10 protein-coding genes are annotated in these 14,154 nt (G+C 54.6%); 2 read left to right on the plus strand and 8 right to left on the minus strand.

The window, feature by feature from the left end; all coding sequences use genetic code 11:
* Positions 1 to 80: 80 nt before the first annotated feature.
* The 3 genes from HBA55_RS00485 to HBA55_RS00495 all read right to left on the minus strand — a co-directional run bounded on the left by HBA55_RS00485 (position 81) and on the right by HBA55_RS00495 (position 4,351).
* Entirely contained in the window at positions 81 to 2,423 is a 2,343-nt protein-coding gene (locus HBA55_RS00485; RefSeq protein ID WP_166985322.1) for a TonB-dependent receptor, read from the minus strand.
* A 90-nt stretch (positions 2,424 to 2,513) separates the two neighbouring features.
* Positions 2,514 to 2,894, minus strand: a complete 381-nt coding sequence (locus tag HBA55_RS00490; protein WP_166985325.1) for a c-type cytochrome — start codon at positions 2,892 to 2,894, stop codon at positions 2,514 to 2,516.
* A gap of 11 nt (positions 2,895 to 2,905) precedes the next feature.
* Complete coding sequence (locus HBA55_RS00495; RefSeq protein ID WP_166985328.1) at positions 2,906 to 4,351, minus strand: flavin monoamine oxidase family protein; 1,446 nt, start codon at positions 4,349 to 4,351, stop codon at positions 2,906 to 2,908.
* Positions 4,352 to 4,558: 207 nt separating this feature from the next.
* Here HBA55_RS00495 and HBA55_RS00500 point away from each other — a divergent pair, with 207 nt between their 5' ends.
* The gene (locus HBA55_RS00500; RefSeq protein WP_166985331.1) at positions 4,559 to 4,807 is read left to right on the plus strand and encodes a hypothetical protein; all 249 of its coding nucleotides are present in this window, start codon (positions 4,559 to 4,561) and stop codon (positions 4,805 to 4,807) included.
* Positions 4,808 to 4,836: 29 nt separating this feature from the next.
* Here the strand turns inward: HBA55_RS00500 and HBA55_RS00505 are convergent, their stop codons facing one another.
* The 5 genes from HBA55_RS00505 to HBA55_RS00525 all read right to left on the minus strand — a co-directional run bounded on the left by HBA55_RS00505 (position 4,837) and on the right by HBA55_RS00525 (position 13,057).
* Positions 4,837 to 5,226, minus strand: coding sequence for a RidA family protein (locus tag HBA55_RS00505; protein ID WP_166985334.1), 390 nt, complete (start codon positions 5,224 to 5,226; stop codon positions 4,837 to 4,839).
* 111 nt (positions 5,227 to 5,337) lie between these two features.
* Complete coding sequence (locus tag HBA55_RS00510) at positions 5,338 to 8,826, minus strand: indolepyruvate ferredoxin oxidoreductase family protein (RefSeq protein WP_166985337.1); 3,489 nt, start codon at positions 8,824 to 8,826, stop codon at positions 5,338 to 5,340.
* 240 nt (positions 8,827 to 9,066) lie between these two features.
* A complete protein-coding gene (locus tag HBA55_RS00515; protein ID WP_166985340.1) occupies positions 9,067 to 9,636 on the minus strand; it encodes an SDR family oxidoreductase in 570 nt (189 codons plus the stop codon).
* Between the two features lie 94 nt (positions 9,637 to 9,730).
* Positions 9,731 to 11,992: a TonB-dependent receptor gene (locus HBA55_RS00520; RefSeq protein WP_166985343.1), complete on the minus strand. Its 2,262-nt coding sequence runs from the start codon at positions 11,990 to 11,992 to the stop codon at positions 9,731 to 9,733.
* A gap of 291 nt (positions 11,993 to 12,283) precedes the next feature.
* A complete protein-coding gene (locus tag HBA55_RS00525; RefSeq protein ID WP_166985347.1) occupies positions 12,284 to 13,057 on the minus strand; it encodes a 3-oxoacyl-ACP reductase family protein in 774 nt (257 codons plus the stop codon).
* Between the two features lie 374 nt (positions 13,058 to 13,431).
* Here HBA55_RS00525 and HBA55_RS00530 point away from each other — a divergent pair, with 374 nt between their 5' ends.
* The gene (locus HBA55_RS00530) at positions 13,432 to 14,154 is read left to right on the plus strand and encodes an aspartate/glutamate racemase family protein (protein WP_166985350.1); all 723 of its coding nucleotides are present in this window, start codon (positions 13,432 to 13,434) and stop codon (positions 14,152 to 14,154) included.

A 14,154-nucleotide genomic window follows, 5' to 3' on the forward strand; every position in this document is an offset into this window, starting at 1 on the left:
AGTCGAATGTTGGCCCGAGCACCCAAATGCCCCCGCCTTGAGCTTGATGCGCGGTTGCATTTAATTAGCGCGGCGTGCTGTTAGAACCGAAAAGTCACATCAGCACCAAAGGTACGTGGAGCACCTACATGGGTATAGTCATAACCAAAGAAGGCCTGCAGATCGAGTACAGAGGTGACGTACTCTTCTTCAAACAAGTTTTTACCCCACAAGCTGAAAGCCCAGGCGGAATCAGCCGACTCAAAGCTAAGCTTACCATTTGTCACCCAATAGGAGTCCGCTTCGGTGTGACCGACATTGGCCACTTCAAAGTACTGATTGTCCGTAAAGCTGGTATCGACATGCAGAGTCAGGGTACCGGTGCTGTTGGTCAGAAGATCCCAGTCTGCCGAAAAGTTGAAGTTCAGGTCCGGCGCCTGCGGCAACTGGTTGCCAGCGAGGTCCTGACCAGTGAGTATCCCCTCTTTCACCTCGGCGTCAATCAGGCCCACACCGGCGCGCACCATCAACGATTCCAGCGGGCGTGCCACCAGCTCCAACTCCAGGCCTGAGATTTCAGACTCGTCGATATTGATCAGGGTCTGAATCAGATTCTGATCGACATTCAGGAACTGCTGATTCTCATAGGTATAATGGAAGGCTGCACCGTTCAACTGCAGGCGGCTGTCCCACACAGTCATTTTGAAACCCACTTCGAAAGCGTCCAGTGTTTCCGGCTCGGCCTGGGTCACTTCAGAAGGATCTTGAAATGCCTGGGCATTGAAGGCGCCGGTACGGTAACCGTGGCTGACGCTGGCATAAATCAAGTGGCCAGCTTCGGTGGTATAATCGAGCCCCAATTTACCGGTGATTTCGTTATCGGTGAACTCCTGCTTGCCAATCGCGATGGTCGGTGCAACCAGCACACTATCGTTGCCATAGTAACCGGCCGCATAATCGGTCAGCTCGGTCCTGTCTTCGGTGTAGCGCACCCCAAAGCGCAGTGTCCAGCTCTGGTCCAGATGATAGTGACCGTCAAGATAGACCGCCCTGCTGGTTCGCTCCTGATCGAAACTGTTATTGGTCTGGCAACCGTAGCCAGCCAGGTCCGCCAGACTCATACCAAAACCACCCAGAGTCGCATCCAGGGCGATGCCTTCCGGCGTTACCAGATCGGGCATCCCCAACGCCAGAAACAGCGGATCGCTACAATCTTCAGCGTTAAGATCCCCATCAACATTTAAATCCAGATCCTGGAGGTACTTCAAAGAGGTCTGACTCTGCACTTCCTCTTTGGCATAGAAAAGACCGGCTATAAAATTCAGAGGCCCGTCATAATTCGAGGTAATACGCAGGTCCTGGGAGAATTGTTCAGCATCTACGGACTGATAGGCGTTGACCAGATCATTAGCAGTTCCATCGGAGTCTTCAGGGGCGAAGGCTTCACCCTCGTCATAGGAGCTGATGGAAGTCAACGTCAGCTCATCGCTCAGGTCCCAGTTGACGGTGAGGGATACAGAATCACTCTCCACCAGGCGCCTGAGATCCTGTTCGGACTCAAACTCCCAGTGATCAAGGCCTGTCCGGAGGGAGTCTGAACGGGTGGTAGCTCCCAAGGAGTTATAGAGACCATAGACGCCCGCGCCAACCCCCAGTGGGCTGATATTTTCAGCCACGATCCCGAAATTCACGCCCTCGGCCTTGCCGCTAGCCGCCCGCAGCAGCAATTCGAGGCTCTCGGTTGCGTTCCACAACACACTCAACCGCGCACCGTATTCATCAATACTGTTGCCATCGTCAACGCCAGGGGTCTTATTATCGAGCCAGCCTTCGGCATCTATCCAGGTGCCGGCCACCCGCACGGCCAGATTATCAGTGAGGGGTAAATTCAGAGCACCCTCACCTTTTTTGAGATCATGGTTTCCTACGCCGAGGGTGATGTATGCCTCATGATCAGGGCCCGGCTTCTGGGCAATCAGATTTACCGCTCCACCGGTGGAGTTCTTTCCGTACAGGGTGCCCTGCGGACCGCGCAAAACCTCTACGCGCTCCAGGTCATACATCTGTACCCCCAGGAACGACGGATTGCCTTTGTAGACTTCATCACTGTAAACGGCAACCGGGCTGTTCTGGTTAAAGCTGTAATCGTTCATGGATACGCCGCGCAGCGAGAAGATCGGCATACCATCGCCAGCGATACCTGACGCTTGCAAGTTAGGGATTTGCGCGGCGACATCTCCGGTATCTCGCATTTTCAGCCCTTCGAGGTCTCCAGAAGAGAGTGCGGAGACAGAAACCGGTACATCCTGCAAGCTTTCCGCTCTTTTTTGAGCAGTGACTATAACCTCTTCAATAGCAAAGCTTTGCGCCTGCAGAGTCATGGGCAAGGTTGCTGCAACTGCTCCACACAGCAGTTTGAATTCGTTCAGATTACTCTTAATCATCGTCGATCTCCTCGTTTATATTATATTTTCAGTTGTATCACTCAGGATTCGATTGTCTGTGCAAACACAATTTAGCTGCATACAACCTGACTATTGAAACTGTTGCAGATAACAGATCAGTGCCTTACGCTGATCACTATTTTGCATGCCACCAAAAGGCATGACCGTTCCAGGCACACTCTGCATGGGCGACTCAAGAAATTGATCCAGCGACTCTTGCGTCCACACGAACCCCGCCTGCTCCATGGCATAGGAAAAACCAAAGCCTTTAACCGCGCCAGCTTTGCGCCCAATCAGCCCATGCAGGCTAGGTCCCATCTTGTGTACACCGGGCTTCACGGAGTGACAGGCGACACACTTGTTGTACTGCGATTTTCCAATCTGTTTGTCACAGCTGTCAGAAGCCGCCAAGGACTCACCAGACGCCTGCAGCATTGCCGACATAGTCAGTGCAAAGAGTAACTTTTTCATACTTCCTTCCTTTAACCCAGCAACTGTTTGACTTTCTGGGCAGCCCTGACGCCTCCACCAATAGCGCCATCAATAGTGCCACGCCAGCCCTCACCGTGGTCTGAAGAACCAAAAAACAGACGTCCGTAGCCCTTCTGAAACTGGTCGTGATACTTACCTAACCAACCGGGACGGTAGGTCGCCCAAGTGCCTTGCGCATAGGGATCGTTATTCCAGTCGTAGTTCATGGTGCTGAGAACCTTGGTACCAGGCAGATGCTCGTCCAGCGCTTTTTCAACCGCATTGTCGTCATAGACATCCAACGCCTGAGTGTCTGCCCCAAAAGCAACCAGCAACGTATGGTCCTTGCCTTGTTTGTAGGTCAACACAAAGTTCAGCGGCCGACCGGGCGCAACTGTAGAGACGTTACCTACATCGCCTTTGACCTTGATATAGAGCTTCAGCCCAGCACCGGGATGTCGCTCCTTCCCTGCAGCAACCACACCTGTCGGGAGGGGCGGCTGAAAATCTATATTGACTATCGTATTCATTGGCAGACAACTGATAACCGCCCGGCAGGAGAAACTCTCCCCCCTTAGCGTTGTGACCACCGCTCGATCACCCAAGTCGTGTATCGATTTAACCGGGCTGGACATTTTCAGGTCGGGACGGCCGTCTTCCACTATTTTGTGGATCAAACTGATGGTGCCGTCTTTCAGTTTAAATCGGATGGTAGTGTCCATAAACGTCGGTAAACAACCCCCGCCGATCAGGTATAAACGCAACACCTCAAGATATGAAACCGACTCGGCGACATTGTGGGCGATAGCTTCAATAAAACCCCGATTAAAAGCGCGCTGTAATGGTGTTAATTTGAGATTATCCAGGTGCGCCAGTGCATTGATTTTTTCGGCTCTTAATGCTTCTTCCCGGTTGTGAAGAATATCGTAGGGACGCGGAATGATTTTTCTAGCGTCGGCCACATAGGCCTCCCACCCCATGGCCGCTTCCACCAGATCATCTTCCGCCAATGTGAGGCGCTTGCCGTTTTCAAGAATGACGTGCATCACATCGGGTACCGCTCCGGGTGTCTCCACCACCTCCAGACCATAGCGTTCGACTTCCGCCCAGACAAAGGGCTGGGTGTTATGGATCCAGGTCCCCCCCAACTCGATCGGCACGCCGTCGATTTCACTACTGAAGGTGCGACCTCCGAGACGGTTTCGGGCCTCCAGCAGCAGGGTTTTGTAGCCGTTTTTGACGGAGTCACGTGCAGCCACAGCACCGGCATTACCGCCGCCCACAACGATAACGTCGTAGTCACAGCCAGGCGCTTTACAACTGCCTTCGCTCTTCGCTCCGGCAGAAGCCAGGGCACTGCCCCCGAGCGCAGTTGCCCCGGCGCCCAGGGCCACGGCGCTGCTGACAAACTTGCGGCGACCGAGGTTAATTGGTTCTGAATGTGTTTTGTCTTTCATAATCTGCTCTACCCGAAACTTGTATCATCCCAACACGAAAACCTGATCCCATGAGACCTACTTTAGAGAGATCAGCCCTGGGGCGCTTGGCATCACGCGCCAGAATGGTTGGCAGCACACGCCAAAGCGGCCTCAATATCCCCCATCGCCTCGGCCGGGTCCGAGCCGTAGGCAACATAGGTATATTGCAGGAGGTGTTTAGGTCCAATGTTTTCTGAAACGGAACTGGCGCCGAAAAAGTCCGTACCGACAGGACTCCCTGCTTCCGACGAAGAGGTGACGGTTGCCGTTCTTGTGGGAGGCTTCGGTGTTGTTGACGAGGGCGCTTTCAAGCATGAGCGCAAAGAGGAACATCTATCGCCCACGCTGAAAGTTCAGTGGGACATCAATCCCGACCTTATGGGCGATGAAATCGGTTTAAAATCAAGAAGAGGAATCGGAACCTCGCGAATGTGACTGCAGATCCAGCCACACGCATTCCAGGTTTAAATTGGACGACGTGCTGTCATCTCAATTTCTACCAACACATCCGGATGGACGAGCTCGGCAATGATGGTCGTTCTCGCGGGTGGTTCAGTCGGGAAAAACTCTCCGTAGGCTTCATTGAAACCAGTAAAGTCTTCCCGGTGTTTTAACACCACCAAGGAGCGTGTCACATCCTCAAGTGTACAACCCGCCTTTGCCAGTACCCGCTCAATGGTCTTCATTGTCAGGACCGTCTGCTCACGAATGTCACCATCCAGTTTGACTTCACCATCTTCTGTCAGGGCGATCCAGCCCGACAGGAGCACGTCGTTACCCGCAATCACACCTTCGGAAAGGGAAATCTTTACACCTTCAACAACAATTTCTTCACCAATAATTTGCTTTGGCATTATGCAATACTCCTATAACTTCAGTTGAAAAAAGGGGGCCGGAGCCCCTCAAACGAGTGGAGAAACAAGCAGCGCACCAGCGATTACCGGGCGCCAATACAACTTGTTCAATCAGGCTTGGTGAAACTGCACCGCTTCCAGTACGGAGTCACCGATACGCCACTTTCTGAGCAGTTCGGATTGGCGCTGGCGAAACTCCGCCATATGTCTTTCCTTGACATGACCATAACCACGAATGCACTCAGGCAACCTTGCAATCTCGATTGCCCGAGCGTGGTTGGTTGGTGATAGCTTCTGCAGAATAGCCAGTATCTGCTGCTCGTATTCAATAACCAGCGCTCTTTCCTGCCGACGCTCCGCTGTATATCCAAACGGATCCAGCGCAGATCCCCGCAGGCGTTTCAGGTGTTTCAGCACACCAAATGCCTTCATCATCCAGGGACCGAACTGCATCTTGCGCACCACCCCGGTTCTCTTATCGGGCCGTGCCAGTAAAGGGGGAGCCAGGTTGAATTGCAGTTTGTAATCGCCTTCGAACTGATCCTCAAGCTTGCGAAGGAATTCCGGGTCGCTATAGAGACGAGCAACTTCATACTCATCTTTGTAGGCCATAAGCTTGTAGGCGTTCTCGGCGACGGCCTCGGCCAAGCCATTTAAGCCTGCGCCAGCTTTCTTTTCCGCCTCTTCCACCTGGGCGACCAGTTTGCGGTAACGCTCGGCATAGGCGGCATCCTGGTATTCAACCAAGTCAGCTGCCCGCCTCTGAGCAATTGCCGCAGCCGTTTCCAGCAGTTTTACCGGCGCCGCGGGCTCAGCCAGTTCAATAACCGCTTCGAGATTATGCGCTGCACGGCGCCCCCAGGCGAAAGCCTGCTGATTCCACTCCACCGCGACACCATTGAGCTCGATAGCCCGACTGATGGCTGCGGCACTGATCGGCAGTAAACCCTTTTGCCAGGCGTACCCCACCATAAACAGATTGCTGGCGATGGAATCACCCAGAAGGCGGGTGGCCAGTCGTGTCGCATTCAAAAGGTCGGTGCGCTCGCTACCGACAACATCCAGCACCCGTGCCTCCAGGGTATTGGCAGGAAATTTCAGATCCGGATTCTGTGTGAAATCACCGGTAATCGCCTCATTGGTGTTAATGAGCGCGTAGGTGTGGCCCCTGCGAGCAGCCTTCAGCGCAACATCGGTACCGGCCACCAGCGAATCGCAGCCAAGCAGCAGATCGGCATTGCCGGCATTGACGCGCACGGCCTTGATATCATCAGGGGTATTGCCGAAACGAATGTGGGTGGTGACGGCACCGCCCTTCTGGGCCATACCCAGCTGATCCACAATGGAGGCACCCTTGCCTTCCAAGTGAGCTGCCATGCCCAGCAGTGCGCCGATGGTCACTACGCCAGTACCACCAACACCGTTGACCAGAATATTGTAGGTGCCCTGATGAGGAATGCTCGGCAGCACCGGGTTCGGCAGAGACTCCAGCCCTGCCGGCACACTACCGACTCCCTTGCCCTTGCGCGGACGCCCACCCAGCACCGTGACAAAACTCGGACAGAAACCTTCCACGCAGGAGAAATCCTTGTTGCAGGAAGACTGGTCGATAGTGCGCTTGTTGCCGTATTCGGTTTTCAACGGCAGCACCGAGAGGCAATTGGACTTTACGCTGCAGTCGCCACAACCCTCGCACACCCGGTCATTGATAAAGGCGCGCTTGGCTGGATCTGGAAAGGTACCACGCTTGCGACGGCGGCGTTTTTCCGCCGCGCAGGTCTGGTCATAGATCATGACGGAAACGCCTTTGACTTCCCGCAACTCTTTTTGTACCCGGTCCAGTTCGCGACGGTGAAACACCTCTACTCCCGATGCAAACGGCTCGTATTTATCGCGCTGGTATTTTTCCGGCTCGTCGGTAACCACTACGATTTTTTTCACCCCCTCTCCCTGCGCCTGGTGGGTGATTTCCGGTACCGAGATAGAGCCGTCCACGGGCTGACCGCCCGTCATGGCGACCGCATCGTTGTAAAGAATCTTGTAAGTAATGTTCACTCCCGCTGCCACCGCCTGGCGAATGGCCAGAGAGCCGGAGTGAAAATAGGTGCCGTCACCCAGATCCTGAAATACGTGATCGGCTTTCACGTAGGGTGACTCGCCTATCCAGGTCATTCCCTCGCCGCCCATATGGGTCCAGTCCACCACGCCGCGGTTCATATACATCGCCATGCCGTGGCAGCCCACACCGCCGTGGGCACGGCTGCCCTCGGGAACATTGGTGGACGTGTTGTGCGGACAGCCGGAACAGAAATAAGGCATGCGTGTGATATTGACTGCAGGAAGCTGTGCCAGGTGCTGACACTGGCTTTGCAGAAAACCGATGCGCGCATCAATTTTTTCGCTGGTGTGAAAATACGCGATGCGCTTGGCGATAGCCTGGGCGACCACTTCCGGAGTCAGCTCACCCAGCTCATTGATCAGCAGTTCTCCCGCCTCGTCGGCGCGTCCTACCACTCTGGGTCGCACATCTTGTGGCAGATCGAAACAGGCATCCTTCACCGCTCGCTCTATGTGCTCGCGCTTTTCTTCCACCACCAGAACTTCGTCAAGTCCGCGGCCGAAATCACGGTAGCCTTCCAGATCGTGAGGGTAGACCATGCCGACCTTGTACACGACGATTCCAAGCTCCTCCATCAGATCGTCGTTGATGCCGAGTTCTCGCAGCGCCTCCAATACGTCCAGCCAGGCCTTGCCCGCCGCAACTATTCCGTAGCGCGGTTGGCGACTGTGATGGGACACGCGATTGAGCTGGTTGGCGCGGGCAAAGGCGATGGCAGCTGGCAATTTATAGCGGCGCAGGCGCTCCTCCTGAAACAGTGGCCAGTCGCGCATACGGGTGTGCAGGCCGCCTTCGGGCATGTCAAACTCCGGTGTAACCACCTGCACCCGCTGGGGGTCCACATCTACGGATACGCTGGTATCCACGGTTTCGAACACCATTTTGAAACCTACCCAGGCACCGCTGAATCGTGACAGCTCTATGCCAAGAATGCCGAAATCCAGAACCTCCTGCACATTCGCCGGGTACAGCAGGGGCATCATCAGATCTTCGTAGGTCGGCTCACAGTGAGCGGGGGTGTCTGTTGAACGCATGCCATGGTCATCACCGGTCAGTGCCAGTACGCCGCCTTTGGGGGATGTACCGCAGAGGTTGGCGTGGCGCAGCGCATCGAGGCTGCGATCCAGGCCCGGCCCTTTTGCGTACCAGAACGCAAAAACCCCGTCCTTTTCACCATCGCCGTAGATACCGGCCATTTGGGTACCGCGCACGGCGGTGGCCGCCAGGTCTTCGTTAACGCCGGGTACAAATTTGATGTCATGCTGCTCCAGCAGTTCCGGCACCTGCCATAGGGAGGTGTCGATGGCGTGCATAGGGGATCCGCGATAGCCGGAAATAAAACCCGCAGTGTTGAGCCCTATGGCTTCATCTCGCTGCTTTAACATGAATGCCAAACGCACCAGGGCCTGACTGCCTGTCAGGTAGATGCGACCAGACTGCACTTCGTATTTGTCCTCAAGACTGACTTGCGCGAGCTTCACTCAAACCTCTCCGTACAAAGGGTGATCAACAGTCCCTTATCTTAGAGTAGTCCAGCCGACAGAGTCAACCACTAATAAGTTATACTCACTTAGTGCGATCGATTAAATATCTTATTTTTTCCTATATAAATAGTAGTTTTTGTTATCTTACGAGAATATATTCAATGTGAAAGAATCGAATACGAACTATTAATGAATAATACTTACATTTGAATAGCCAGGCTTAAAACCAACTCGCCCTTACAGGCTATATTCCCGGCCTATCTGGGACCCAGACTCCTGCTGTAACAGCCCCGCAATCATTTCGGCGATACTGCAGGTACCTTCCCCAGTAAAGCGGTGGAAGTTTTTCGAATCATCGGCTGCCAAATCAACCAAAGTCACTGGCAATCCGCTTTCCCGCAGCAACCGCCAGGCCGCAAGGAGCTGCGGGGCGGTCAGATTGACCTCTTGCATCGATTTAGGCGCCGCAGCAGCAACTGGGGGCCACTGACCCGTCACGCGTATCACCTGCTCCAGGGTTACGACTCCGTAAAGCGCCTCAATCAGATTCCTGGTCACCACGGTTTCATTCGCAAAATCTGAAGAAATCACCACCACACGATGCATTCCCCCGACGGCACCCCTGAGGGAATTAACACAGTTGGCGTCAATCTTGAGCACCAACGCTCCCGGGAAAACCGTTCGCAAATCCTCAACACCACTGTCGCTGCGGCTGCCCAAAAACAGATTTACCTCGGCGCAGCCCAACAGATAACGCGCTACGCTGCGACCAATATGACTTCTCGCCCCAATAATCAGAACATTCATCGCCTTTACCCAAACAAAAGACAAAAAAAGCCCCCGCCTGATGGGGCGAGGGCTGATCGTGTTATTGAATGTCTACACTTAGACCACAGTTGACTCACAAGCCGAAACGATAAGTCCCCTGCAGCGCCACAGTCCGGGGCGACTTAAGGTAGGAAATGGGTCCGGCAAAATTCACCGAGTTGTTGATGATCTCCTCGTTGGTCAGGTTATTGCCAATCAGGGCCACGCTCCACTGGCCACCACCACCCTCGATACCGATGCGCGCATCCACCTTTTCATAGGCATCCTGCTCAAAGGCCCTGGCCAGGGTTGAATCGGTCAGGTAGGAATCACTGAAGGAGAGATAGAGCCCCGCCACCAGCTCCAGCGAATCACCCAGCGGCAGATTCACATCCGCCCCCAGGCTGCCTGCCCATTCCGGCGCGTAGGGCGTTTCCATCCCGGTGGCATTGGCTGCGGCAGGATTACCGGAGGGAGCCGGAGGCAGTGATCCATCGAACGGCGCCGGCGCCTCATCGAATGACTTGAACTCCGCGTCCAGGTAGGCCAGCGATCCGGTCAGGGTCAACCAGTCGGTGACGGCCAGACGGCCATCCAGTTCCAGCCCCTGGGTCACCACCTCGGCGGCATTCTGTATGGAGCCGGCTCCGGTGTCGATGTCGAAGGAATTCACCTGCAAATCATCAAACTCGGTGCGATAAAGGGTAGCGTTCAACTCGAAGGTCGCAGCCTGGTACTTCAGACCGAACTCGACCCCGGTGGCTTTTTCGTCGTCATATTCGGCCAGCAGATTGCCGTCCGCATCAGAGGCCAGCACGGTACTGAATCCATAACCGCCTGACTTGGCGCTCTTGCTGACCTTGCCATAAACCATTAACGCCTCGGTGGCGTCCCACTGCAGCGCCAGCTCCGGCATCAGGTTGTCAGAGCTGCGCCGATCCTTGTAGCCCCTGCCGTTAAAGCAGAAAAAGGCGTCGGGCACGGCATCGATGGTTTCCTGCAAACCACCAATCATATCGGTACAGGCATTGTCGCCACGATGATAGTCGATTTCAGTGTCCACCCAGCGCAAGCCACCGGTGACACTCAGCACGTCGGACGCATTCCAGGTCCCGATGGCAAATACCGAAGTCGCCTCAGTCTCGCTGCCCATTTCAGCATCGAGGAATACCGCCGGCAGATTGGCCTGCACACCCAGCGCCCAGGCACCGAGAATATTGGGCTGGGCATTGTCCAGCTCACTGTCCTGGTAATAGGCGCCCACAATCCAATCCAGCGCCTGGCCTTCCGGCGAGGTCCAGCGCACCTCCAGGCTCCTCTGCTGATATTCTTCATGAACACCGCCAGTCATAATCGCCAGGGAAGTGCCATCAATATCGAACATGGCATCCCACTCCAGATCCGAGTAACCGGCGATCGCCGTCAGCGTATGACCACCAAAATCCCGCTCGAAGGTTAACCCGATATTGAGAGACTCCTGCTGCAAACCCGGCTTGTCGATACCCACTTCCGATCCGGCACTGATCTCAGCGGCACCGGTGGCGTCCATATCCCGGCGCCAGTCCAACAGACTGTCGTCACCGCCAGTCTCACCCAGATCGCCATCAAATTCGAAATCGGCGTAATCGACCTTGAAAGTCAATGTGGTTGCATCACTGGGCTCAAACACGGCGGTTCCCCGCAACACCAGCTCTTGTGGAGCGTTTTCGTCATCGCCAGTAAAGTCGTTTTTGAATGCGCCTTTTTCATCCTTGCGGTACTTACCCGCCAGACGCAGACCAAGCCTGTCAGTAGGAGAGACGCCATAGACGCCTTCGACCGTCGTGCCCTCATACTCAAACTCATGCTTGAGAGTCAGGTTGAGCTCTGTTTCGTCGCCAGGACGGGTGGTATTGGAAACCACACTCACCGCACCGGCAGTGGAGTTCAATCCAAACAGCACCGCCTGGGGCCCACGCAGAATCTCAACCCGGTTGGCATCCATAAACGGCGCCCGATACTGGCGCGAGCGAGGCATGTAAATGCCATCGATAAACATACCGACTGACTGCTCGAATCCGCGCTCGGGCTGCGAGCCCATACCACGCATGGAAATATTGGTGGTCAGGGCGCCGTCCCCCACCTGAAAACTGGGCACCGAGGCGGCCAGCTGGTCGAGGTTGTCGATGCCCTGATTCTTCATTTTCTCGCCGGACATGGCCTGAATGGACATGGGCATTTCCTGGATAGTGGTCTCACGCTTGGTGGCGGTAACCACAATTTCCTCGAGTGCAAACTCCTCGGCAAGAACCTGTCCCGCCGTCAAACCAGCGGTGATCGTGGCAATCGCGGCTGCCAGCCTGGTCTTCGTTAACATAACTCTTCCCTCTCTCATATCTTCTTTCTAGACGGTGTAATTCGAAACCTCAAATGGAAGCCCCAACTACTAATGAGTGCCGCCCATTTACTAACTAACATTATCCCTAGCAGTTCGTCATGTCAACGCACTAATGAGTACAACTTACTATAAGAATTTCTTCGGATATAACAAAAGGCCGCTGTTAACGGCCTTTTTTACGTGGAAAAACGGGATTAACATCAAAAGAGTAGGGGAAATAAAACCATAGTCAGATTATAGATAAATATTACTCATTATGGGATAGAACAACTAAACCATATTCATTCCACCGTTCACACGCAGCGTCTGCCCGGTAATATAGCCGGCCAGATCGGACGCCAAAAACAGCATTGCACTGGCAATCTCCGAAGGCTCGGCAAAGCGGCCAACAGGAATCATCTGGCGCACCGCCTCAAGGGAAGACTCGTCAAACTCTTTCATCATGTCCGTCGCCACCACCCCGGGCGCAACCGCATTCACCGTGACACCACAGGGCGCCACCTCGGCAGCCAGGGAGCGCAACATGGCAAAAGTCCCCGCCTTGGCCGCGGCACAAGCGGCCAAGGTCGACCCGGCCAAATCGAAACGCTCAGTAATAATTGAGTTTTGCGCCAGAATACGACCACCGCCCCTGGCTACCATATGAGGTACCGCCGCCCGAGCCAGATAAAAACTGGCGTCGAGCATGCCACCCATACACCTCCGCCAATCGTCATCACTGTGCTCGACAAACGGCTTGTCGAGAATCAGACCGGCGTTACTCACCAGAATATCCACCTGACCAAAAGCCTCAATCGACCTTGCGATAAGGCTCTCCGCCTCAGCGCGGTCGCTCACATCGGCCTGAATCGCAATAGCCTCACTACCCAGCTCGCAAACCTCCCGCACTACGAAATCAGCCTGAGCCACAGAAGAAACACAGTTGATCACTACCCTGGCTCCCGCACTGGCCATGCGCAGCGCAATCACTCGGCCAATCCCCCGGGAGCTTCCGGTAACAACCGCAACCTTGCCGGTCAAATCAAGACAATTGGTGTCAAACATATCTGGCTCCTCAATAAACGTTTACTCATCACTCGTGACCAGCCTATCAGCGGACTGTTCACCACACCAATGAACATTACTCATTATTAATGAAATAAAACTTCATAAACCAACATTGATACTTCCGAGTATCGATCAATATATGCTTATATTAAAGTTAGAATCTATATTTTTTGGGCGACAGATTGACGAACAACACTAATAAATATAACTTATTTAAGGTACAAAAAAGCGGCTGAGATATGACAATATGGACGACAGGACCACCCGACCAAACGAGAAACGCCATAGAGAATCGGCGCATCCGGCCGCCAGGGTCAATAATCAATGCAGGCAAGCAACTTTAACGACACCACTGAATAAGGCCCCACACCATGCCCATCTATAGAACCAATGGCAGCAGCGAAATTTGCGGTCAGGCAATTGGTATCCTCTGCCTGGATGAAGAGCCCCAGCCTTCTCCGCCCGGTGCCGTCAACAACGCCAGCAGCTTCGCGTGCCCGGTTGTTTACAGGGTCGTCCCCGGCTTCACCACCACCAAACTCGTCGACGGCAACAACGACTGCGTTGACAATATGATCGAAACGGCGCGAGAACTGCAGCGGGAAGGAGTGCAAGGCATCATATCCAACTGCGGTTGCGCCATTGCCCTCCAAAGCATGATCGCCAGTGCGGTATCCATCCCGGTCGCCCTGTCACCCTTGCTGCTGTTACCCATGATCGCCAGAAGCATCGGCGCGCAAAAAACCATTGCGGTGATGAGTGCGCCTTCGACCCACAAGCACATGGTAAACATGATTGCGCGCGCCGGCATTGAGGTTGCCAACCCCGTGACCACCTGCGGCGCCGACATCGTCAAGCAAAGCGAGACAGCCGACCTGGATTTCTCCGCCACGGAAGCCTCCCTGGTCCATAGTGCCAGGCAGCTGATGGCAGACAATCCCCACACCGGCGCCATGGTGCTTGAGGACGGCCGTTTCCCGCCCTACGCCAAAGCCATTCAGGACACCAGCGGCGTGCCCGTGTTCGATGCCATCACCCTGGCGGACTTTCTGTTTGCTGCCATTCATCCACGGGCCAGGCAAGGTCATATGTAA

It is taken from the genome of Pseudomaricurvus alkylphenolicus, from assembly GCF_011683955.1.
In the GTDB taxonomy this organism is placed as follows: Bacteria; Pseudomonadota; Gammaproteobacteria; order Pseudomonadales; family Cellvibrionaceae; genus Pseudomaricurvus; species Pseudomaricurvus alkylphenolicus.